This window comes from Rhodoferax sp. P1_F3, assembly GCF_056405715.1.
In genome coordinates, this window is the sequence record NZ_JBFUBO010000006.1 from 288,577 (window position 1) to 310,672 (window position 22,096).

At 61.0% G+C, this 22,096-nt stretch carries 17 protein-coding genes; 11 read left to right on the forward strand and 6 right to left on the reverse strand.

Annotated elements, in window-relative coordinates; translation table 11 throughout:
- Positions 1–10: 10 nt before the first annotated feature.
- The 3 genes from AC1DZ5_RS12185 to AC1DZ5_RS12195 all read left to right on the forward strand — a co-directional run bounded on the left by AC1DZ5_RS12185 (position 11) and on the right by AC1DZ5_RS12195 (position 4,284).
- The gene (locus AC1DZ5_RS12185; RefSeq protein ID WP_477889356.1) at positions 11–1,447 is read left to right on the forward strand and encodes an aldehyde dehydrogenase family protein; all 1,437 of its coding nucleotides are present in this window, start codon (positions 11–13) and stop codon (positions 1,445–1,447) included.
- Between the two features lie 68 nt (positions 1,448–1,515).
- Positions 1,516–3,060 carry a methyl-accepting chemotaxis protein gene (locus tag AC1DZ5_RS12190; RefSeq protein ID WP_477889358.1) on the forward strand — a complete coding sequence of 515 codons (1,545 nt, stop codon included), beginning with the start codon at positions 1,516–1,518 and terminating at the stop codon, positions 3,058–3,060.
- Positions 3,061–3,114: 54 nt separating this feature from the next.
- On the forward strand, positions 3,115–4,284 hold the full coding sequence (locus AC1DZ5_RS12195) for a substrate-binding domain-containing protein (protein ID WP_477889360.1): 1,170 nt from the start codon (positions 3,115–3,117) through the stop codon (positions 4,282–4,284).
- Positions 4,285–4,304: 20 nt separating this feature from the next.
- Here the strand turns inward: AC1DZ5_RS12195 and AC1DZ5_RS12200 are convergent, their stop codons facing one another.
- Entirely contained in the window at positions 4,305–4,976 is a 672-nt protein-coding gene (locus AC1DZ5_RS12200) for a GntR family transcriptional regulator (protein WP_477889362.1), read from the reverse strand.
- Positions 4,977–5,142: 166 nt separating this feature from the next.
- On the opposite strand from AC1DZ5_RS12200, the gene scpA reads away from it, so the two are divergent.
- From scpA to AC1DZ5_RS12240, 8 genes are all read left to right on the forward strand, one after another.
- Positions 5,143–7,314, forward strand: a complete 2,172-nt coding sequence (scpA, locus tag AC1DZ5_RS12205; RefSeq protein ID WP_477889364.1) for a methylmalonyl-CoA mutase — start codon at positions 5,143–5,145, stop codon at positions 7,312–7,314.
- Positions 7,311–8,336 (forward strand): methylmalonyl Co-A mutase-associated GTPase MeaB, encoded by a 1,026-nt coding sequence (gene meaB, locus AC1DZ5_RS12210; RefSeq protein WP_477889366.1) that lies wholly within the window; start codon positions 7,311–7,313, stop codon positions 8,334–8,336. The genes scpA and meaB overlap by 4 nt, the downstream gene beginning before the upstream one ends.
- Positions 8,337–8,372: 36 nt before the next feature.
- Complete coding sequence (locus AC1DZ5_RS12215) at positions 8,373–9,905, forward strand: acyl-CoA carboxylase subunit beta (protein WP_477889368.1); 1,533 nt, start codon at positions 8,373–8,375, stop codon at positions 9,903–9,905.
- An 11-nt stretch (positions 9,906–9,916) separates the two neighbouring features.
- Positions 9,917–10,822: an alpha/beta fold hydrolase gene (locus tag AC1DZ5_RS12220; RefSeq protein ID WP_477889370.1), complete on the forward strand. Its 906-nt coding sequence runs from the start codon at positions 9,917–9,919 to the stop codon at positions 10,820–10,822.
- Positions 10,815–11,105 (forward strand): helix-hairpin-helix domain-containing protein, encoded by a 291-nt coding sequence (locus tag AC1DZ5_RS12225; RefSeq protein ID WP_477889372.1) that lies wholly within the window; start codon positions 10,815–10,817, stop codon positions 11,103–11,105. Before AC1DZ5_RS12220 ends, AC1DZ5_RS12225 begins: the two co-directional genes overlap by 8 nt.
- A 10-nt stretch (positions 11,106–11,115) precedes the next feature.
- Complete coding sequence (locus AC1DZ5_RS12230; protein ID WP_477889374.1) at positions 11,116–13,164, forward strand: acetyl-CoA carboxylase biotin carboxylase subunit; 2,049 nt, start codon at positions 11,116–11,118, stop codon at positions 13,162–13,164.
- The gene (locus AC1DZ5_RS12235; protein WP_477889376.1) at positions 13,161–13,634 is read left to right on the forward strand and encodes a VOC family protein; all 474 of its coding nucleotides are present in this window, start codon (positions 13,161–13,163) and stop codon (positions 13,632–13,634) included. The genes AC1DZ5_RS12230 and AC1DZ5_RS12235 overlap by 4 nt, the downstream gene beginning before the upstream one ends.
- Before the next feature lie 124 nt (positions 13,635–13,758).
- A complete protein-coding gene (locus AC1DZ5_RS12240) occupies positions 13,759–16,083 on the forward strand; it encodes a methyl-accepting chemotaxis protein (RefSeq protein WP_477889378.1) in 2,325 nt (774 codons plus the stop codon).
- Here the strand turns inward: AC1DZ5_RS12240 and rsxB are convergent.
- The 5 genes from rsxB to AC1DZ5_RS12265 form a co-directional block, all read right to left on the reverse strand.
- Complete coding sequence (gene rsxB, locus AC1DZ5_RS12245; protein ID WP_477889380.1) at positions 16,080–16,745, reverse strand: electron transport complex subunit RsxB; 666 nt, start codon at positions 16,743–16,745, stop codon at positions 16,080–16,082. The genes AC1DZ5_RS12240 and rsxB overlap by 4 nt on opposite strands.
- A 13-nt stretch (positions 16,746–16,758) precedes the next feature.
- Positions 16,759–18,240, reverse strand: a complete 1,482-nt coding sequence (locus tag AC1DZ5_RS12250) for a polyhydroxyalkanoate depolymerase (protein WP_477889382.1) — start codon at positions 18,238–18,240, stop codon at positions 16,759–16,761.
- Positions 18,241–18,286: 46 nt separating this feature from the next.
- A complete protein-coding gene (locus tag AC1DZ5_RS12255) occupies positions 18,287–19,609 on the reverse strand; it encodes a hypothetical protein (protein ID WP_477889384.1) in 1,323 nt (440 codons plus the stop codon).
- A gap of 83 nt (positions 19,610–19,692) precedes the next feature.
- Positions 19,693–20,901, reverse strand: coding sequence for an amino acid aminotransferase (locus AC1DZ5_RS12260; RefSeq protein WP_477889386.1), 1,209 nt, complete (start codon positions 20,899–20,901; stop codon positions 19,693–19,695).
- Between the two features lie 107 nt (positions 20,902–21,008).
- A complete protein-coding gene (locus AC1DZ5_RS12265; RefSeq protein ID WP_477889388.1) occupies positions 21,009–22,052 on the reverse strand; it encodes an NAD(P)H-dependent flavin oxidoreductase in 1,044 nt (347 codons plus the stop codon).
- Between the last annotated feature and the right edge of the window lie 44 nt (positions 22,053–22,096).

The following is a 22,096-nucleotide window of genomic DNA, read 5'->3' on the forward strand; positions in this document are numbered from 1 at the left end:
GAAGAACTCCATGACTATCTTTAAAAACTACATCAATGGCGAATGGGTCGGAGGAAGCACGACAAGCCAGAATCTCAACCCCAGCAATCTGTCCGATCTGATCGGAGAGTTCACACAAGGGGATGCAGAGGATGTCGATGTTGCGGTCGCCGCAGCCCTTGCAGCCTTTCCGGCGTGGAGCCATGGAGGCATCCAAGCCCGTTCAGATGCGCTCGACAAAATCGGTAGTGAGATTTTGGCTCGCAAGGAAGAGTTTGGGACACTGCTTGCGCGCGAAGAGGGAAAGACTAAGCCAGAGGGTATTGGCGAAGTGACCAGGGCGGGGCACATCTTCAAGTTCTTTGCGGGCGAGTGTCTTCGTTTGGCTGGCGAGACGCTCCCCTCGGTCCGCCCCCACATCGGTGTGGAAATTACCAGAGAGCCCGTCGGAGTTGTCGGACTAATCACGCCATGGAACTTTCCCATTGCCATCCCCGCTTGGAAGGTTGCTCCCGCATTGGCGTTTGGCAACTGCGTAGTCTTGAAACCTGCAGACCAGGTGCCAGGTTGCGCTTGGGCACTGGCTGAGATCATTTCCCGCTCCGGATTGCCTGCTGGAGTCTTCAATTTGGTGATGGGGCCGGGTCGGATCATTGGTGACGCATTGGTCAATCATCCCGGTGTGTCGGCCATCAGTTTTACAGGCTCTGTGGGAGTGGGCAGTCGCATTGCGCAGACTTGTGCACAGAAGCTCAAAAAAGTGCAGCTGGAGATGGGTGGCAAGAACCCCCAAATCGTTTTGGACGATGCGGATTTGACGCAAGCGGTAGAGCTCAGCGTTCAGAGCAGCTTTTATTCGACTGGGCAGAGATGCACTGCGTCTAGCCGATTGATTGTTACCGAGAAGATTTATCCCAGTTTCATCGAGGCAATGCAGAAGCGAATGGAACGGATCAAAGTCGGTGATGCTTGCGAGAGCGGTACCGATATCGGTCCCGTGGTATCGCAGGCACAGCTGGACCAGGATCTTTCGTACATCGAGATTGGCAAGTCCGAGGGGGCAAGGCTGGTGTTGGGTGGACAGCGCCTGCAAAGACCGACAGAGGGGTATTTTCTGGCCCCCGCGCTCTTTGCAGAGAGTACGAACTCCATGCGGATCAATCGTGAAGAAGTTTTTGGCCCCGTGGCCAGCGTCATCCGTGTGAAGGATTACGACGAAGCATTAGCTATTTCCAATGACACCCCATTCGGTTTGTCCGCAGGCATAGCGACGACATCGCTTAAGCACGCAACACATTTCAAACGCCACGCACAAGTCGGCATGGTCATGGTGAATTTACCCACAGCGGGTGTGGATTACCACGTGCCATTCGGCGGACGAAAGGGAAGTAGTTATGGCCCCCGGGAGCAAGGCGCCTACGCCAGAGAGTTCTACACCACGGTGAAGACATCTTATGTTTTGGCCTAGTCGTTGGTTCAGGGAATGAATACCTGACGTAACCGAGTCCACATGTAAAAGGAATTGGAACCATGCATATGTCTATTGCCAAGAGACTTACCCTTGCGTTCGGCACGGTTCTGTTCTTTTTCTTTTCCTTTGCAGCAGTCACTGCCTACGAAATATCGGAGATATCCAAAGCCTCTGCCCGCCTCTTGAAGACCAACTCTTTGACCCAAAAATTGGGTGCTCTGGAGAAGGAGATTCGGCAAAACTCCGTGCGCTCCATTGCCATTGGTTTTTCGGATGGCAGCACAGTCTTGGGGCTATTCCAAAAGGATCTGACCAATTCGGCACAGAGGATCAATGAGCATCTTGCCGCCATCACCGCCGAAGGAATCTCTGTGGAGCTGGCCCCTGAGTTCAAGGCACACCAGACGCTCATTGATGGTTGGGGAAATTTGCAGAAAGAGATGCTCAAGCTCCGTTCGGAGGGAGATGTAGGGGCCGCAAGAGAAATGTTACAGAGCCAGTTCCTGGAGGTCGTGAATCAGCTGAACCTCAAGTCGCAGCGCCTCATTGAAATGCAAGCGGAAGAGGCACGGCAGGCCCACGACAGTTTGAACCAGGGCTTTAAACGCCTGTACCTATCAGGGGGAATTATTCTTCTCTTTGGCCTCTTGGTGTCGCTGTTTACCAGTGTCCGTGTAGCGAAGTATGTGGTCCGCGGACTATTGCAAGTCAAGCATTGTGTCAGTCGAATTGGCACGGGTGATTTGACCTCGACGGTTGTGTTCAGCGGCCATGACGAGGTGGCTGAAATTTTGAAAGAAGTCGGCCTGATGCAGGAGAAACTGGTAGAAATTGTGACGACGGTGCAAACAGGGGCGGGGCACGTGGCATTGGCTTCCGCTGAAATCGCACAAGGCAATCTGAGTTTGTCCAATCGCACAGAGAGTCAGGCCGCGACCGTCGAAGAGGCGACATCTTCGATTGAAGATCTCAAGGTCACCGTTTCGAGCAACGTCAAGAGCTCGGTGGAAGCCACTGCGTTGGCCAAGCAGGCAAACCAGCAAGCCGAAATTGGACGCGCAATCGCTAATCAAATGGTCAAAACGATGGCGAGCATTGATGAATCTTCGAAAAAGATTTCCGATATCACCGGGTTGATTGACTCCATCGCGTTCCAAACCAATATATTGGCCCTCAATGCAGCCGTGGAAGCCGCCCGGGCAGGAGAGAACGGGCGCGGGTTTGCGGTTGTAGCCTCAGAGGTCCGATCCCTGGCCGGCAAGAGCGCTGATGCCGCGAAGGGCATACGTGTACTGATCGACGACAGTACCTCACGGGTTAATTCAGGCAATGCGCAGATTGCGAAGGTGGGCGAGGCCGTCCAGCTTATTTCCCAATCTATTGGGTCTCTCGACGCGCTGATCTCAGAGATCCATGCGGGCGGAGCCAGCCAGAGCAGAGATGTGAATCAAGTATGGGATTCCATCAAGTTTATGGAAACTTTCACACAAGAGAACGCGGCGCTTGTGGAGGAAATGGCATCTGCCGCTGCAAGTACCGGCAAGCAGGCGGCGGATCTCTTGCAAGTCGCCAACGTCTTTCGGTTGTCCAGGTCGGCACTTGCTGCGTAAAGGCCTCGCCTTCAAGTCGGATTTTTCCTCTTAGCGAGGGCTTTACGGATTTTTATGAAATTGCTTGCAAAAAAAATTCTATTGTTGGGATGGGCTACCTTGGTCTTCGGCCTTTCGGGGCCGTATGTCTGTGCGCAGACAGCGTCTGCTTCGCCAAAGGCTGAAGCTTCATCCAATGCGGCATCAACCAACATTGGCGTTTTCCGAGATCAGTACACCCGGCACGTCGAACGGCGCGTTCTAGGGGCGCTGGCGCGAAAGAAGATGTGGGACGGTCCGACTGCGGGTCCTCTCGCAAATCAGGGTAAGACGGTGGTCTATATAGCCGCTGATCTGCGCAATGGGGGGGTGTCGGGGGTTGCTAACGGAATGAGTGAGGCGTGCCTGGTCATTGGCTGGCATTGTCAAGTTTGGGATGGTCAGGGATCTATTGAAGTGAGAACCCTGGCGTTTCAGAAGGCATTGAAGGCCAATGTGGATGGCGTCGTTTTAGGTGGTTTTGACGCAAATGAACAGTCCATTGCGTTGAAAGAAGCCAACAGAAAAAAAATCTCGGTGGTGGGCTGGCATTCCAGCGGTACGGCGGCCGGTGCGCCGGGGCTTTTTTACAACGTAGCGACGAATTCTCAAGATGTTGCAGAAGCAACGGCTTTGTATGCAGTTTTAGAGTCCAGGGGCAATGCGGGCATCGTCATCATGACGGATTCAACGTATTCCATCGCACTTGCAAAGTCGGACGCTATGGCTCGCATTGTGAAGAACTGTCGCGGTTGTACGTTGCTGGGTATTGAGAACATTCCCATGGCAAATGCAGCGCAGCTTATGCCATCGCTGACGACAGGGCTCATGCAGAAATATGGGGCGCAATGGACCCATACGCTCGCGATCAATGATGTTTATTTTGATTTTATGAAGCCAACGCTTGAAGCGGCGGGCTTCCACCCCATGAATCTGTCGGCGGGTGATGGCTCTACCACTGCGTACGAGCGAATCCGCAAATACCAGTTCCAGGCCGGCACCGTGCCAGAGCCACTGAATTTGCATGGTTGGCAAATTGTGGATGAGCTCAATCGCGCAATGTCCGGGACCGCCCCGAGTGGATACAACACTCCGGTGCATTTGGTAACCCCTCAGACGATTCTGTTCGATGGGGGTCAAAACAATAATTTTGATCCGGACAACGGATATCGAACTGAATATAAGAAAATTTGGTTCAGGCGGTAGCGGGCGCATTGGCCCTAACGCTATTCCGCCGCCTCCAACCCATTCGCAAAATGCTCCCGCACCCGCTGCACAGTTAACGCAGCATCCCGCGCCGCCAATGCCTCCATGATGGCGCGGTGTTCGGCCAGTGACTCTTCAATGCGCCCGGTCTTGAGCAGGGAGTTGTGGCGGTTCAGCTTCATCACCTTGCGCAGGTCGGCCACCATCTGGTCGCGCCAGCGGTTGTTGGCGATCTGCAGCAGGCGCATGTGGAACTGTTCGTTCACTGCGAAGAACTGGTCGGTATTGGCCTTGCCCGGTTTGGCCGCCGTTTCCAGCGCCTTGTGCAGGGTTTGCAGTTCCTTCAGCTCCGCATCGGTGGCCTTGGCGGCCACCACGCCGGCAGCGTCGCTCTCCAGCAGGCTGAGCAGGTGGTACACGTCGGCCAGGTCTTGCTGCGACACCTCGGTCACATAGGCGCCGCGGCGCACCTTCATGGTTACCAGGCCTTCGGTGGCCAGCACCTTCAGCGCCTCGCGCAGCGGCGTACGGCTGATGCCAAATTGCTCGGCAATCTTCAGTTCGTCAATCCAGCTGCCGGGCTCCAGCTCGCGCTTGAAGATGCGCTGGCGCAGCAGCTCGGCCACTTCCTCGTACAGAGGGCGAGGGGCCAGCGAGACAGCGGGGCGGGTTTCAGGCATCGTGGTGGGCATGCGGTGTGGGGCGGCCAGTTCAAAAAAGTTGGTGAATTGTAAGCTGCAACCAATATTCTGAATCAATAATTATGAATAATGTAAACTCGCTTCCACCCAAACGCTGCCGGGATTACCCTCCCGGTTCCACCTTGGGGGAGCCCATGAACGACCCGCGGACCACGCCATGACTGACCAGAACCCTGAATTCAAAACCGCCACGCTGGAGCAGTGGGCCAAGGCCGCAGCCAAGTCCGCCCCCGGTGGCAACGTGGACGCGCTGAACTGGATCACGCCCGACGGCATCGTGGTCAAACCCCTCTACACGGCGGCAGACACGGCCGAGCTGAAGCACGCCGACACGCTGCCAGGTTTCGAGCCCTACCTGCGCGGCCCCCAGGCCACGATGTACGCCGTGCGCCCCTGGACCATCCGCCAGTACGCGGGTTTCTCCACCGCTGAAGAGTCCAACGCGTTCTACCGCAAGGCGCTGGCTGCGGGCGGGCAGGGCGTGTCGGTCGCGTTTGACTTGGCCACGCACCGCGGCTATGACTCTGACCATCCACGTGTGACGGGCGATGTCGGCAAGGCCGGTGTGGCGATTGATTCGGTCGAGGACATGAAGATCCTGTTCGACCAGATTCCGCTGGACAAGGTGTCCGTCTCGATGACGATGAACGGCGCGGTGTTGCCGGTGTTGGCGGGCTATGTGGTCGCCGCCGAAGAGCAGGGCGTGGCGCAGGACCAGCTCTCGGGAACGATTCAGAACGACATTCTGAAAGAGTTCATGGTGCGCAACACCTACATCTACCCGCCCGCGCCCAGCATGCGCATCATCGGCGACATCATTGGCTACACGGCCAAGAACATGCCCAAGTTCAACTCGATCAGCATCTCGGGTTACCACATGCAAGAGGCGGGCGCGAACCAGGCACTCGAATTGGCCTTCACGCTGGCCGACGGCAAGGAGTATGTGAAGACCGCCATTGCCACCGGGCTGGACGTAGACGACTTTGCCGGGCGCCTGTCGTTCTTCTGGGCGATTGGCATGAACTTCTATCTGGAAGTGGCCAAGATGCGCGCGGCGCGGCTGCTGTGGTGCCGCATCATGAAGGGCTTTGACGCCAAGAACCCCAAGAGCCTGATGCTGCGTACGCATTGCCAGACCAGCGGCTGGAGCCTGACGGAACAAGACCCGTACAACAACGTGGTGCGCACCACCATCGAGGCGATGGCCGCCGTGTTTGGTGGCACGCAAAGCCTGCACACCAATGCGCTGGACGAAGCCATTGCGCTGCCGACCGAATTCTCCAGCCGCATTGCGCGCAATACGCAGCTCATCATCCAGGAAGAGACCCACATCACCAACGTGATCGACCCCTGGGCCGGCAGCTACATGATGGAAAAGCTCACGCAGGACATGGCCGACGCGGCGTGGACCATCATTGAAGAAGTGGAAGCCATGGGCGGCATGACCAAGGCCGTGGACAGCGGCTGGGCCAAGCTGAAGATCGAAGCCGCCGCCGCCGACAAGCAGGCGCGCATTGACAGCGGCCAGGACGTGATCGTCGGCGTGAACAAGTACAAGCTGAAAAGCGAAGACGTGGTCGAAGCGCGCGATATTGACAACGTGGCGGTGCGCGAGTCGCAGGTGGCTCGCCTCAAAGAAATCAGGTCAAAACGCGATGTAGCCCTCGTGGATGCTGCGCTAGCAGCTATCACTTTTGCAGCAGAATCCGGTACCGGTAACCTGCTGGACCTGAGCATCCAAGCCGTGCGCCTGCGCGCCACGGTGGGCGAGGTGAGCGATGCGCTGGAAAAAGCCTTTGGCCGCCACCGCGCGGATACCAACAAGGTCAGCGGCGTGTACGCTGCGGCTTACGACAGCGCCAATGGAGACACCATGGAGTACTGGAACACGCTGAAAGCCGACATTGCAGCCTTTGCCGACAAGCAGGGCCGCCGCCCGCGCGTGATGATTAGCAAGCTGGGCCAGGACGGCCATGACCGCGGCGCCAAGGTGGTAGCCACCGCGTTTGCCGACCTGGGCTTTGACGTGGACATGGGCCCGTTGTTCCAGACCCCCGAAGAATGCGCCCGCCAGGCGATTGAGAACGACGTGCATGCCGTGGGCGTCTCCACACTCGCCGCAGGCCACAAGACCCTGGTGCCCGCCATCATTGCCGAGCTGAAAAAGCAGGGCGCCGACGACATCATCGTCTTCGTCGGCGGCGTGATCCCGCGGCAAGACTATGACTTTTTGTACGCCGCGGGCGTCAAAGGCATCTACGGGCCGGGGACTCCGATTCCGGTGAGCGCGCGCGATGTGTTGAGCCAGATTGAAAAGGCACTCGGGTGACCCCTGCATCGGTTCAGGCCGGTTTGCTGGGGGGCGAATCCCTCACGCAGCGCCGTGCCATTGCCAAAGCTATCACGCTGCTGGAGTCCACGCGGGCGGACCACCGCGCCCAGGGCGATGCGCTGCTGACGGCGCTTCTGCCGCACACCGGTAAGTCGCTACGCCTGGGTATCAGCGGGGTGCCGGGCGTCGGCAAGTCCACCTTCATCGAGGCGCTGGGCCTGTACCTCATCGATCATGGCCACCGCGTGGCGGTGCTCACCATCGATCCGTCTTCCAGCGTATCCGGCGGCTCCATCCTGGGCGACAAGACGCGCATGGAGAAACTCTCCATGCATGAGAAGGCCTTTATCCGCCCCAGCCCAAGCAGCGGAACGTTGGGCGGCGTGGCCGAGAAGACGCGTGAGGCCATGCTGGTCTGCGAGGCGGCAGGCTACGACATCGTGATTGTGGAAACTGTGGGCGTGGGCCAGAGCGAGACGGCGGTGCAGGGCATGACCGACATGTTTGTGCTGATGCAGCTGCCCAACGCGGGCGACGACTTGCAGGCCATCAAGAAGGGTGTGATGGAGCTGGCGGACCTGGTGGTCATCAACAAGGCGGACATTGACGCCGACGCGGCCACGCGTGCGCAGGCCATGATCACCTCCAGCCTGCGGCTGCTCGGCATGCATGGCAACCCGAACGATCCCCATGACAACAAACACTGGAGCCCCAAGGTCATTAGTCTGAGCGCCCTGCATGGCACGGGCGTAGACACTTTCTGGGCTGCGGTGTCCGAATTCCAGACCCTGCAAACGGCCAATGGCCTTTTCAGCCAGCGCCGCCAAAACCAGTCGCTGGCGTGGATGTGGGAGCGTATCGATGCGGGGCTCAAGCACGCGTTCAAGCACAACCCGGCGGTGCGCGAGGCCTTGCCCCGCCTCACGGCTGCGGTTCAGGCGGGCGAGGTGGCGGCCAGCACTGCAGCACGAAATCTGCTCTCAGCCCTCGAATCCATTGCGCCAGTAGCTCCTAAATAAATAGCAAACACCAGTTTCAGACGAGAAGGATTTTCCATGCAAGCCATTCTTGAACAACTCGAAGCCAAGCGCGAACTCGCGCGTCAGGGCGGTGGCGAAAAGCGTATCGCCGCCCAGCACAAAAAAGGCAAGCTCACCGCGCGCGAGCGGCTAGAGATCTTGTTGGACGAAGGCACGTTTGAAGAGTGGGACATGTTTGTCGAACACCGCTGCGTGGACTTCGGCATGCAAGACCAGAAGATTCCGGGCGACGGCGTGGTCACCGGCTACGGCATGATCAACGGCCGCCTGGTCTTTGTGTTCAGCCAGGACTTCACGGTGTTTGGTGGGGCACTGAGCGAGGCCCACGCCGAGAAGATTTGCAAGGTCATGGACCAGGCGATGAAGGTGGGCGCGCCGGTGATTGGCCTGAACGATTCGGGCGGCGCTCGCATCCAGGAAGGTGTGGCGTCGCTCGGCGGTTATGCCGATGTGTTCCAGCGCAACGTGATGGCTAGCGGCGTGATTCCACAGATCAGCATGATCATGGGCCCCAGCGCGGGCGGTGCGGTGTATTCGCCCGCCATGACCGATTTCATCTTTATGGTGAAAGACTCCAGCTACATGTTCGTCACCGGCCCCGAAGTGGTGAAGACGGTGACGCACGAAGAAGTGACCGCCGAAGAACTGGGCGGCGCGGTCACCCACACCACCAAGAGCGGCGTGGCCGATCTGGCGTTTGAGAACGACGTGGAGGCGCTGCTGATGTTGCGCCGCCTTTACAACTACCTGCCGCTCAGCAACCGCGAGAAGGCGCCCGTGCGCAAGAGTGGTGACCCCATCGACCGCATGGATGCGAGCCTGGACACGCTGGTGCCCGAGAACGCCAACAAGGCCTATGACATGAAGGAGCTGATCGTCAAAACGGTGGACGATGGCGACTTCTTTGAGCTGCAGCCCGAGTACGCCAAGAACATCCTCATCGGCTTTGCCCGCATGGACGGCCAGACGGTGGGCATCGTGGCCAATCAGCCGCTCGTGTTGGCGGGCTGCCTGGACATCAAGAGTTCCATCAAGGCCGCGCGCTTTGTGCGCTTTTGCGATGCGTTCAACATTCCTGTCATCACCTTTGTGGACGTGCCCGGCTTCATGCCCGGCACTTCTCAAGAATACGGCGGCATCATCAAGCACGGCGCCAAGTTGCTGTATGCGTACGCCGAGTGCACCGTGCCCAAGATCACGGTGATCACACGCAAGGCCTACGGCGGTGCGTACGACGTGATGGCGTCCAAGCATTTGCGCGGCGACGTCAACTTTGCCTGGCCCAATGCCGAGATTGCGGTGATGGGTGCCAAGGGCGCGGTGGAAATCATCTTCCGCGAAGACAAGGGCGACCCAGCCAAGCTGGCCGCCAAGGAAGCCGAATACAAAGCCCGTTTTGCCAACCCCTTTGTGGCCGGTGCGCGCGGCTTTATCGACGACGTGATCCTGCCGCACGAAACCCGCAAGCGCATCTGCCGCAGCTTGGTGATGCTGAAAGACAAGAAGCTGGAAAACCCGTGGCGCAAGCACGGGAACATTCCGCTCTGAGACACAAGACCATGGCGAGCTGGAGTACCTGGTTGGACGCATGGCTGAGTGCCGGCGCAGTGCGCCGCGCGCGCCTGGCGCCGCTTGCCGCCTTGCCGGTGCGCTGGGTGGACACCGCGCAAGCGGCCATCCGTGTGTTCGATTCGGGGGGCGGCAAGCCCTGCATCGTGCTGTCGCCCGACGGTCCCAACGTGATCGAACACTATGCGGAACTGATTGCGTTGTTGACGCCGCACTTCCGCGTGCTGTGCTTTGATATGCCGGGCTTTGGCTTCTCCGCACCGAACAGCAGTTACGACCACAGCCTGCAGCGCGGCGCCAAGGCCATGCTGGAACTGATGGACCAACTGGGTGTGGCCAAGGCCACGCTGGCGTTGAGTTGCGCCAATGGTTTCTACGCCATCCGCGTGGCGCAGATGGCGCCGCAGCGCGTAGAGCACCTGGTGCTGTCGCAAACGCCATCACTGGAGGCTATGCACCGATGGACGGACCGCGTGGTGCCCAAAGTGCTGAAGCTGCCGCTGTTGGGCCAGTTGCTGAGCCGCGTGTTTCGCCAGAAGATGGCCTCGGCCTGGTACCGCATTGCGCTGCCCAAGACCACGGATGCCGAGCCTTTCCAGCGCGTGTCGCGCCACGCGCTGCGCTGCGGGGGCTGTTTCAGTCTGGCCGGTGTGGTGCAAGGCCTGCTGCGTGAGCCGGCCGAGGCCGCGCGCCTGCATGGCATTCCTTGCACGGTGCTGTGGGGCACGCAAGACCGATCACACAAGTACACAGAGCCCCATGCCATCCTGCACGATGTTCCACACGCGCAGGTGGTGGTGTTGGAGGACTGCGGGCACTTCCCGGACCTGGAGAGACCACGGCGGTTGGTGCAGGCCTTGTTGCAAAGCCTGCCGGAGGTACCTAGCCATGCCTAAAGCCACCCACGCTGCACAAGCCAAGGTGCTGACTGACATCCCCAATATCGGCAAATCCATCGCCGGGGATCTGCGCGGCCTCGGCGTGAACACGCCCGCGGATGTGGCGGCCATGGACCCCATCGCCACCTATGAGGCTCTGCGCACACCCATGGGGCAACGCCATGACCCTTGCGTTCTCGACACCTTTCTGGCCGCCAAAGACTTCATGAACGGCGGCCCCGCGCAGCCCTGGTGGCACTTCACGCCGCTGCGCAAAGCACAAAAACTGATTCCCGAATAGGAGACTTCGAATGTTTACCAAAATCCTGATTGCCAACCGCGGCGAAATCGCCTGCCGCGTGATTGCGACTGCCCGCAAGATGGGTATCAAAACTGTGGCCGTGTATTCCGACGCCGACAAGGAAGCCCGCCATGTGGCGCTGGCAGACGAGGCTGTCAACATAGGCCCTGCGCCCAGCCGCGAAAGCTATTTGCTGGCCGACAAAATCATTGCCGCTTGCAAACAGACCGGCGCACAGGCCGTGCACCCGGGCTACGGCTTCTTGAGCGAGAACGCTGAGTTCTCCAAGCGCGTGGAAGAAGAGGGCATCATCTTCATCGGCCCCAAGCACTATTCGATTGGCGCCATGGGCGACAAGATCGAATCCAAGAAGCTGGCGGGCAAGGCGGGTGTGAACTGCATCCCCGGTGTGAACGACGCGATAGAAACTGCGGAGAAGGCGGTGGAGATTGCCAAGGGCATTGGCTACCCCGTGATGATCAAGGCGTCGGCCGGCGGCGGCGGCAAGGGCCTGCGCGTGGCCTTCAACGACAAGGAAGCGCTGGAAGGTTTTGCGTCCTGCCGCAACGAGGCGCGCAACAGCTTTGGTGATGACCGTGTGTTCATCGAGAAGTTTGTGGAAGAGCCGCGCCACATCGAAATCCAGTTGATTGGCGACAGCCATGGCAATGTGATTTACCTCAACGAGCGCGAATGCTCGATCCAGCGCCGCCACCAGAAGGTGATCGAAGAGGCGCCGAGCCCCTTCATCAGCGATGCAACCCGCAAAGCTATGGGCGAGCAGGCCGTGGCCTTGGCCAAGGCCGTGAAATACCAGAGCGCGGGCACCGTGGAGTTTGTGGTCGGTAAGGACCAGAGCTTTTACTTTCTGGAGATGAACACGCGCCTGCAGGTGGAGCACCCGGTGACAGAAGCCATCACCGGCCTGGACCTGGTGGAGCTGATGATTCGCGTAGCCGCAGGCGAGAAGCTGCCACTGGAACAACAAGATGTGCAGCGCAATGGCTGGGCCATCGAATGCCGTATCAATGCCGAAGACCCGTTCCGCAACTTTTTGCCGTCCACCGGTCGCCTGGTGCGCTTTGCACCCCCAGAGCAGACCATGTGGCAGGGCAACACAGACCACCTGTTGGGTGTGCGTGTGGACACCGGCGTGCAGGATGGTGGCGAGATTCCGATGTTCTACGACTCGATGATTGCCAAGCTGATCGTTCACGGCAAGGACCGCCATGAAGCGATTGCCAAGATGCGCGAGGCATTGAACGGCTTTGTGATCCGCGGCATCAGCAGCAACATCCCGTTCCAGGCCGCGCTGTTGGCGCATCCCAGGTTTGTGGCAGGGGATTTCAACACCGGCTTCATTGCCGAGAACTACGGCAAGGGCTTCCATGCCGAAGACGTACCGCATGACGACGCGAATTTTCTGGTGGCGCTGGCCGCCTTTGTGCGCCGCAAGTCGCGTGAGCGCGCGACCGGACTAACGGGCCAGCTGCCGGGCTATGCAGTGAATGCCGGCAAAGACTATGCCGTGGTGACGTTGGCCGCCGATGGCCAGAACGTGTACACCGCGGTGCATGTGGACGAGTTTGAAGGCGAGACCGGCTCTGCCCGCGTGCTGGTGGGCGGCAATAGCTATGTGATTCGCAGCAAATCGCGCCTGAACGACATCGCCATCAACGGCACAGTGAATGGCAAGCCGTTCACTGCACAGATCGAACGCGGCACGCCCAAGAACCCGCTGGCTCTGCGTGTGCAGCATGACGGCACCCGCATCGACGTGCTTGTGATCTCGCCACGCATGGCGGAGCTGCACAAGATGATGCCGCACAAAGCACCACCTGACATGAGCCGCTACGTGCTCTCGCCCATGCCGGGCCTGCTGGTGGACGTGGCCGTGGTGCCCGGCCAGAAGGTGCAGGCTGGTGAACGCGTCGCCGTGATCGAGGCCATGAAGATGGAGAACGTGCTGTTTGCCGCGGCCGACGGCGTGGTGGGCAAGGTGCTGGCCGCCAAGGGCGAGAGCCTGAGCGTGGACCAGGCGATTGTGGAGTTTGTATGAGCCAGAGCACGAGGCCCTTCAAGGTGCTGGGTATCCAGCAAATCGCCATTGGTGGCCCCGACAAAAAACGCCTTCAAACGCTGTGGGTGGACATGCTGGGTCTGGAAGTCACCGGCACGTTCAAGAGCGAAAAAGAGAACGTGGACGAGGACATCTGCGCCATGGGCACCGGACCCTACAAGGTGGAGGTGGACCTGATGCAGCCGCTGGACCCCGACAAAAAACCGGCCGTGCACACCACGCCGCTGAACCACGTGGGCCTGTGGATTGACGACCTGCCGCGCGCCGTGGAATGGCTCACCGCTAAGGGCGTGCGCTTTGCGCCGGGCGGCATTCGCAAGGGGGCGGCAGGCTACGACATCTGCTTTTTGCACCCCAAAAGCAACGACGAGTTCCCGATTGCGGGGGAGGGTGTGTTGATTGAATTGGTGCAGGCGCCGCCGGACGTGGTGGCCGCCTTGACCGCCTGAACGCCGTTTTGGCAGGCATTTAGCCTGGTTTCTTGCTGGTTTCCGAGCATTTACGCCGCTTTCGGTAGGTTTACAGTCAGCTTGCAGTGGTTGAATCAGGGAATGCGGTTCAGGAGACAAAACAATGAAGCTGGGTAAGGTTTTTTCGGCGGGCATGTGGGTCATGCGCAAGATGCGCTTTGGTACCAAGCTGGGCCTGCTCTCGGCGGTGCTGCTGCTGCCCATGCTGGCAATCGTCTGGCAGCTGGTCATGCGCGAGGCGGGTGATATCGAGATTGCCAAGGCCGAACTGGAAGGCATTGCGCTGGTGGATGACACCAGTGAGCTGATTCGCCAGATCCAGACCCACCGCGGCCAGTCCAATATGGTGTTGTCGGGCAATACCGGCGCCCAGGCCGGGCGCGACAAGACCCGTGAAGCCCTGCGCGCTGCGCGCGACAGCCTGGACAAAAAGCTTGGCGCCGTCACTACCTTTGCCGTCCCCGCCGCTTGGGCCGACCTGCGCAACCGCATTGACGGCCTGGTGCCTTCGCTCGAGGGCAAGTCTGCCCCTGAGAGTTTCGCCCAGCACACTGCACTGGTGGAAGACCTGGGGCGCTTTGTCTACGGCGTGGCCGACAGCTCCAGCCTGCTGTACGACCCCGACCCGCTGACCTATTTGTTGATGGACACCGTGGTGTCGCGTGTGATCCCCTGGACCGAGCAGGTGGGCAAGCTGCGCGGCCTGGGCGCAGGCCTGCTGAGCCAGCCCACGCTGGACGAAGTGGGCGCGACGCGCGTGCGTTCCCAGTTGGACGCGCTGGACGCCTTGGTGCGTGATGCGCAGTACTCGCAGGGCCTGATGGTCAAGCTGGGATCCAAAGACCCGGCTGCGACCCAGGCGCAAATGGCCACCACCGAGTTTTCACGCATGGCGCGTGAGCGCTTTGCAGCGGGTGCGGCCATCAGCGATTCGCAAACCTATTTCGCCGCCGGTACCCAGACCATCGGTGAGGTCACCAAGTTTCAGCGCTCGTCCATTGTTGGGGTGCAGGAGCAACTGCAAAGCCGCCTGAGCGATGTGACTCGCATGCTCTGGATAACCGCCGTGGGTAGCGGTGTAGCCGTGCTCTTGGTGGTCTACTTCATGCTGGCGTTCAACATGAGCTTCATGGCCGACCTGCGGGAGGTGCTGGAGTTCATGAAGCAGACAGCCAGTGGCAATTTGCGCCACAAGCCTCAGGTGCTGGGGCAGGATGAACTGTCTGACATGGCGCTGGCCATGCATTCCATGGTGACCAATGTGTCCATCATGGTGGCCAGCGTGCGCAGCAACTCGGCACTGGTGGCCCATGCCGGGGAGAGCTTGGTGCGCGGCAACGAGGCTCTGTCGGGCCGCACCGAGCAACAGGCGGCCAACCTGGAGCAAACCGCGGCCAGTGTGGAAGAACTCTCGTCCACCGTGGAGGGCAATGCCCAGGTGGCACGGCAGTCTGACGCCACCACCCAGCGCGTGCGTGAGACTGCCGAAGAGGGCGCGCGCGGCATGGTGCAGGCCATTGCCTCGGTGGAGGCGATTGAGGCCAGCACCAAGCGCATGGACGAAATCGTGGGTGTGATCGACGGTCTGGCCTTTCAGACCAACATCCTGGCCCTGAACGCCGCGGTGGAAGCCGCACGGGCTGGCGAGTCGGGCCGCGGCTTTGCCGTGGTGGCCTCCGAGGTGCGCTCGCTGGCTGGGCGCTCTGCCGAGTCGGCCAAGGAAATTCGAAAGCTCATTACCTCGTCCAGTGCGCAGGTGGCCATAGGTGTGGCGCAGATTCGCGCGGCGGGTGACAACATCAACCGCATCGTGGAAGGTGTGCGCGGGGTGGCGGTCAATATGTCGCAGATATCGGCCTCCAGCGCCGAGCAAAGTTCCAGCCTGTCCGAAATCACTGCCGCGGTGCGCCAGCTCGACGAGATCACTCAACAGAACGCGGCCATGGTGGAGCGTGCGGTCGCGCAGTCCACCGACTTGCAGGAGCGGGCCTCCACCTTGTCCAAGGCGGTCGAGGTGTTCAAGCTGCAGCAGGGCACGACCGACGAGGCGCGTGAACTGGTGGAACGCGCCATCGCCATGCGCCAGCGCAGCGGCTCGCGCGAGACCTTCCTGCGCCAGGTCACCCCCAAGGAAAGTGGCCTGTTTGACCGCGACATGTATGTCTTCGTGCTAGACAGCAAGGGCACCTACCTGGCCTTTGGCGGCAATCCCGCTAAGGTGGGCACGCGAGTTCAGGATGTGCCGGGCATTGACGGTGATGCCTTGGTCGAATCCATCGTCCACCAGGCAGGCCAGGGCCCGGGCTGGGTGGAATATGAAATTACCAACCCCGCCACAGGCAAGGTGCAGACCAAGCTCTCATTTGTCCAGCAGGTGGACGATGTGTACGTCGGCTGCGGAGTCTACAAAAGCCTAGTAGCGAGTTAAGAGGGTTTGGGCGCCTGCTTGGCGCGGGCACGGGCCAGGGCCGCTTCAATTACCGCACGTTTTTTGTCCAGCACGGCGGGGTCTGTGTGCTGGGAATGGGCGGGCAGGTCCGCCAGTTTCATTTCGGCTTTGTCTTGCAGACGCTGGGCCTGTTCGGCTTCTTCACGCGTGCGGCGGGCCTGGCTGGCGCTGTAGCGCGTGCGGGCATGGTCAGCCAGCGGCTGCGACCAGGCGCTCCAGCCAGTCTGCGTGCCGCTCACGTTCTCCAGCAGGATGCAGTCTACCGGGCACACCGGCAGGCACAGTTCGCAGCCGGTGCAGTGCTGTTCCTGCACCGTGTGCATGCGCTTGTTGCTGCCAATGATGGCGTCGGTGGGGCAGGCGGCAATGCACAGCGTGCAGCCTATGCACCAGTTCTCGTCGATGAACACCACGCTGCGTGGGCCTTCCACGCCAAAGGTGGGGTCCAGAGGAACCACGGGCCGGCCGGTGATGGCGGCTAGGCGGATGACACCCTCGTCACCGCCGGGCGGGCATTGGTTGATACCGGCGGTTGCGTCGGCAATGGCCTGGGCGTAACCGGCGCAGTCGGGGTAGCCGCAGCGGGTGCACTGGGTTTGCGGCAGCGCATCGAGAATGCGCGCAGCCGTTACCCCGTCCATCGCTCGCTCCGTGTCACGCCTTGCGTGCGACGCGTTTGCGCGCTACGGTTTTGCTAGCTGTCCGCGCAGTGTTGGCGGGCTTTGCGGTCGGTTTTGCCTGTTTTTTTGTGGCCTGAACAGGGGCTGCCTTGACCTGTGGGGCGGCCGTTTGGGGTGCTGCCTTGCGTGGCTTGGGCAGGGCGGTACCCAAGGTATCGCTGATCCGGCGGTGAGGCAGCGGATACAGATCGGGCACATGGTGCGCCAGGATGAAAGCTTTTACCTGCGGGTACACATGCTCGCGCCAGCGGCGGCCGGAGAAGATGCCGTAGTGGCCCGCGCCCTTGGCTTCAAAGTGGCGCTGCTGGCTCTTGGGCACGCCGCTGCAGATGTCATGCACGGCCTCGGTCTGGCCGGCGCCTGAGATGTCATCCAGCTCACCTTCCACCGACATGAGGGCGGTGGTCTTGATGTCGGCGGGTTTCACGCGTTCCAGCTTGCCCTGGGGATTCTTCACATCCCAGGTGCCGTTGACCAGGCTGAAATCCTGGAACACCACGTGGATGGTTTCCAGGTAGTAGTCGGCGTCCATGTCCAGCACGGCGTTGTATTCGTCATAGAACTTGCGGTGGGCCTCGGTGCTGGCGTCGTCGCCCTTGATCAGGTCCTTGAAGTAGTCGTAGTGACTCTTGGCATGGTGGTCGGGGTTCATGGCCACAAAGCCGCTGTGTTGCAAAAAGCCAGGGTAGACGCGACGCCCGGAGCCCGGAAAATTGGTGGGCACGCGGTAGATCACGTTGTTCTCGAACCAGCTGTGGCTCTTGTTCATGGCCAGGTTGTTCACCGCGGTGGGCGACTTGCGGGCGTCGATGGGGCCGCCCATCATGGTCATGGTCAGCGGCGTGGTTTCGCCCCGGCTGGCCATCAACGACACGGCCGCCAATACCGGCACGGTGGGCTGGCACACGCTCATCACATGGCAGTTGCCGTACTTGCCCTGTACGTGGCGGATGAACTCCTGCACGTAGTTCACATAGTCGTCCAGGTGGAAGGTCCCGTCTTGCAGCGGCACCAGGCGGGCGTTCTTCCAGTCGGTGATGTAGACCTTGTGGTCCTTCAGCATGGTCTTCACCGTGTCACGCAGCAGCGTGGCGTAGTGGCCCGACAGGGGCGCCACGATCAGCACCACGGGCTGGCCCTTGATTTTGTCCAGTGTGGCCGTGTCGTCGGTGAAGCGCTTGAAGCGGCGCAACTCACAAAACGGTTTGTTAACCTCCACGCGCTCGTGGATGGCCACATCCACACCGTCCACATCGATGGTGCGCAGGCCGAATTCTGGCTTTTCGTAGTCCTTGCCCAGGCGGTGCATCAGGTCGTAGCCGGCCGACAGGCGCTGCGCAAAGGGGTTTTGTCCAACGACGGACAGCGGGTTGCTGTAGAGCTTGGCCGCTGCAAAAGCCAGGTCAGAAAACGGCTCCATCAGGGAGCGTTGGGTTTCATAGAGCTGGTACAGCATGGGGGAGACCTCTTAAATGTTGCAGTGCAATATAACAGTAATTGCTTTAATACAGGTTGCCGGATTTGACAATAGCCCGTAAGGCGTTGCGGCTGTGCGCACCAAAATTGCCCATCCATTCCGCCAGTAGCGCCTGCAGCCGCGTCCGCTTGGCGGGCTCGTTGCGCAGGGTGTCTTCCAGAAGAGCCAGGGGGCGCTCGGGTGACTGCAAATCGATTTGCGGGTCAGACACCCATTCTGGCGGAAGAGAGGTTAGCAAGGTAGCCTGGACCCGATTGCCGGCCGCGGCCGACTGGGCGGCCACCACGTCGCGTACATAGCGGTCGTTCCATTCCGGGTAGTTGCGGTCCTTGTCGCTGGCTTGCAGGGCCTTGTCGGCCGACTCCAGCCACTCTGCCTGCACCAGGTCCAGCGCCACGCGGCGGTTGCCAATCAGGCGGATCTGCTCGTTGCGCAGGCGCGGCAGGCCCATGCGGGCCAAGGCGTAGAAGCCCAGCAGCTTGGTCGTAGATTCTCCGGGCGCCAGGCTGGCGTGGTAAGGCTGGGTTAGGGCCTGCACATAGTGCAGCGCCAGGCCGGCAAAGCGCCAGCCCCAGTAGTCGTGGCCGGTACGAAACGCCAATGACGCCAGGCTGGAGTACTGGTAGAAGCGCGACAGCACCAGCGAGCGCTTGGCCCAGGGCGCCACGCCCAGCAGCATGCGGTCCTCAAAGAAGAAGCCCCTATTGAAGGGCGCTTGAGAGTCGGCCACCAGGGCGGGGTTGCCAAAGGGCTGCGGTCCCAGCCCGTACTGGCGGCCCCAGGGGCCGGGGCTGTCTTCCCACAGAAAAGCGTCCAGGCCGTAGTCCGGTTCGTCGGTGGCGGTGGCCACCACGGTAAGCGCGCTCACCAGCTCGCCGGGACGCAGGGGCAAAAACTGCCGCGTGCTGGCCTGGGGCAGGCTGCTGGCGGGCAGGGGGCTGATGTCGGTCCAGGCCAGCAGGCCGCTGGTGATGGGGGGATCCTGGGCTTCCGGCTGCACATACAGCGCCCATTTGCTATTGGGGGCAACGCGCAGGGCGGTCAAAAAGGCTTGGCGCCGGGCTTCGTCATTGCGAGCCGGGTTGGCCACAAAGGCCAGGGCCTCCGGTCGCGCTGGGTAGTTTTCCAACGAGGCCATGGCCCAGGCCTCGTGGCTGGCCAGCAGGGCCTCCAGGGTTTTTTCCTCGGCCTTGAGAAAGGCTTCCAGCGGCTCAGCGCTGACCCGGGGGGCGTGGGCCACCTCGGGCATCTTCTCCAACGCCCGGTAGCTGGCCTGTGCGTGGTTGGCCCCCGCACAAGCCTGCCCCACGGACAGCCCCCACCACACCACCAGAGCCAAGCCACGCATAGTCAAAGGGTTCGCCTTTGCTATGGTTTCAGGAGCTGCTGGCGCATATTGCACGGGGGCTAGCAGCTGTTTTTGTCATCAAGTTAGATGACCTTGGCAATCGCCTGGCAGACGTAGTCGATGTTTTTGCTGTTCAGCGCGGCCACGCACATGCGGCCGGTGTCGGTGCCGTAGACACCGAACTCGCTGCGCAAGCGCACCATCTGGTCTTTGGACAGGCCGGAGTAGCTGAACATGCCGATCTGGGTGGTGATGAAGGACATGTCCTGCTTCACACCGGCGGCCTTCAGGCCGTCGACCAGCTTCTGGCGCATGGCCTTGATGCGCACACGCATTTCGCCCAGCTCTTTTTCCCACAGGGCGCGCAGCTCGGGGTTGTTCAACACCGCAGCCACCACGGCGCCGCCGTGGGTGGGCGGGTTGGAGTAGTTGGTGCGAATGACGATCTTGAGCTGGCTCAGCACGCGACCGGCTTCTTCCTTGTCCTTGCACAGCACGGACAGACCCCCGACGCGTTCACCGTACAGGCTGAAGCTCTTGGAGAAGGAGGTAGACACAAAGAAGTTCAGGCCGGCGGCGACGAACTTGGCGATCACAGCGCCGTCTTCAGAGATACCGTAGCCAAAGCCTTGGTAGGCCATGTCCAGGAAAGGCGTGAGGTTCTTGGCCTTTACCACGGCAATCACCTGGTCCCATTGCTCGGGCGTGATGTCGTAGCCGGTGGGGTTGTGGCAGCAGGCGTGCAGCACGACCACAGTGCCGGCGGCCGCAGCGTTCAGGCTGGCCAGGTAGCCCTCAAAGTTCACGCCGCCCTTGCCGCCGTTGGCCGCGGCGTCAAAGTACGCATAGGTGCCCACTTCAAAACCGGCGTTGGTGAACAGCGCGCGGTGGTTTTCCCAGCTGGGGTCGGAGATCAACACCTTGGCGGCGGGGTTGAGCTTCTTCAGGAAGTCGGCGCCAATCTTCAGGCCGCCGGTGCCGCCAATGGCTTGTACGGTGGCCACTCGGCCGGAGGTGACGGGTTCGCTGTCAACACCAAACACCAGGCCTTTGACGGCGCTGTCGTACGCCACGATGCCGTCGATGGGCAGGTAGCCACGCGCGGTGGGCTTTTCCATCATGGTCTTTTCGGCGGATTGCACGCACTGCAGCAGGGGCAGCTTGCCGTTGTCGTCGAAATACACGCCCACGCCCAAGTTCACCTTGTTGGGGTTGGTGTCAGCGTTGAATTGTTCGTTCAGACCCAGGATGGGGTCGCGGGGAGCCATTTCGACGGCAGAGAAAAGAGACATGAAAAAGTCCTGTGATTGGAATGTCGTGGGGGTTACCCAGTACCGCGGCCTGCGATGCGGGTAATCCCTATTTTACCGGGCACCGCGTTGGTGCCTTTTCTGGGTGCTTAACGCGCCAGGCCCTCTGCCAGTGCACGCGTGAGTTCTGCTGCTGGCACATTGCGGCATTGCGAGGCGTTTTGTCCGCTCCACAGCGGAGAAAAATCTGTGCTGCCTTGGCTCTCGGCGCGTGCACGCAGCGGGGCAATGGCGCTGGTGGCCAGCGGAAAGGCGGGGGCGGCAGGGCTCAGCGGGCCCAGCTCACGCATCAGCCGGTTCATGATGCCGCGCGCAGGGCGGCCGGTGAACAGAGAGGTGAGCGCGGTGTGGCGCGCGGCAGGGCTTTGCAGTACCGCGCGGTGTAGGGCGGAAGTGGTGGACTCGGGGCAGCACATATAGGCGGTACCAATTTGCACCGCAGAGGCGCCTAGCGCCACGGCAGCGGCCACGCCATCCGCATTGGCAATGCCGCCCGCGGCAATGACCGGCACAGCCACGGCCTGCACGATTTGTGGCAGCAGCGCCATGGTGCCCACCTGGGTGCTCAGGTCGTCGCTGAGGAAGAGGCCGCGGTGGCCACCTGCCTCCAGGCCTTGGGCAATGATGGCGTCAACGCCTTGGGCCTGCAGCCACAGGGCTTCGTCCACCGTGGTGGCGGACGCCAGCACCAGACTGCCCCAGCTTTTGACACGCGCCAGCAGGGCGGCGGGTGGCAGCCCAAAGTGGAAGCTCATCACAGTCGGCTTGAAGGCTTCGACTACATCGGCGACTTGGTCGCTGAAGGGCGCGCGGCCCGGGCCGGGGGTGATGTCGGCCAGCGACAGTCCCAGTTCGGCGTAATAGGGCTGCAGGGCCTGCTGCCAGACTGCGTCACGCGCGGGGTCGGGCACGGGCGGCGTGTGGCAAAAGAAATTGACGTTGTAGGGCTTGTTGGTCAGCGCGGTGAGCTGCGTGAGTTCCGCGCGTAGCGCGTCCAGGCTCAGCATCGCGGCGGGAATTGAGCCCAGGCCGCCTGCATTGCACACCGCGGCGGCCAGCGCATGGCCTTGCACGCCCGCCATGGGGGCCTGAATCAGGGGGAGGGCGGTGCCCAGAAAAGAAGGGTTTGGCATGGTGGGTTCCTGCAGATTCGCGGTCTAGTCTACAGTTCTACCTT

What these genes read in the sequence shown, in the direction of transcription:
- AC1DZ5_RS12185 (WP_477889356.1), top strand. Translation starts at nt 11, where the DNA reads ATGACTATCTTTAAAAACTACATCAATGGCGAATGGGTCGGAGGAAGC.
- AC1DZ5_RS12190 (WP_477889358.1), top strand. Translation starts at nt 1,516, where the DNA reads ATGTCTATTGCCAAGAGACTTACCCTTGCGTTCGGCACGGTTCTGTTC.
- AC1DZ5_RS12195 (WP_477889360.1), top strand. Translation starts at nt 3,115, where the DNA reads ATGAAATTGCTTGCAAAAAAAATTCTATTGTTGGGATGGGCTACCTTG.
- AC1DZ5_RS12200 (WP_477889362.1), bottom strand. Translation starts at nt 4,976, where the DNA reads ATGCCCACCACGATGCCTGAAACCCGCCCCGCTGTCTCGCTGGCCCCT.
- scpA (WP_477889364.1), top strand. Translation starts at nt 5,143, where the DNA reads ATGACTGACCAGAACCCTGAATTCAAAACCGCCACGCTGGAGCAGTGG.
- AC1DZ5_RS12215 (WP_477889368.1), top strand. Translation starts at nt 8,373, where the DNA reads ATGCAAGCCATTCTTGAACAACTCGAAGCCAAGCGCGAACTCGCGCGT.
- AC1DZ5_RS12220 (WP_477889370.1), top strand. Translation starts at nt 9,917, where the DNA reads ATGGCGAGCTGGAGTACCTGGTTGGACGCATGGCTGAGTGCCGGCGCA.
- AC1DZ5_RS12225 (WP_477889372.1), top strand. Translation starts at nt 10,815, where the DNA reads ATGCCTAAAGCCACCCACGCTGCACAAGCCAAGGTGCTGACTGACATC.
- AC1DZ5_RS12230 (WP_477889374.1), top strand. Translation starts at nt 11,116, where the DNA reads ATGTTTACCAAAATCCTGATTGCCAACCGCGGCGAAATCGCCTGCCGC.
- AC1DZ5_RS12235 (WP_477889376.1), top strand. Translation starts at nt 13,161, where the DNA reads ATGAGCCAGAGCACGAGGCCCTTCAAGGTGCTGGGTATCCAGCAAATC.
- AC1DZ5_RS12240 (WP_477889378.1), top strand. Translation starts at nt 13,759, where the DNA reads ATGAAGCTGGGTAAGGTTTTTTCGGCGGGCATGTGGGTCATGCGCAAG.
- rsxB (WP_477889380.1), bottom strand. Translation starts at nt 16,745, where the DNA reads ATGGACGGGGTAACGGCTGCGCGCATTCTCGATGCGCTGCCGCAAACC.
- AC1DZ5_RS12250 (WP_477889382.1), bottom strand. Translation starts at nt 18,240, where the DNA reads ATGCTGTACCAGCTCTATGAAACCCAACGCTCCCTGATGGAGCCGTTT.
- AC1DZ5_RS12255 (WP_477889384.1), bottom strand. Translation starts at nt 19,609, where the DNA reads ATGCGTGGCTTGGCTCTGGTGGTGTGGTGGGGGCTGTCCGTGGGGCAG.
- AC1DZ5_RS12260 (WP_477889386.1), bottom strand. Translation starts at nt 20,901, where the DNA reads ATGTCTCTTTTCTCTGCCGTCGAAATGGCTCCCCGCGACCCCATCCTG.
- AC1DZ5_RS12265 (WP_477889388.1), bottom strand. Translation starts at nt 22,052, where the DNA reads ATGCCAAACCCTTCTTTTCTGGGCACCGCCCTCCCCCTGATTCAGGCC.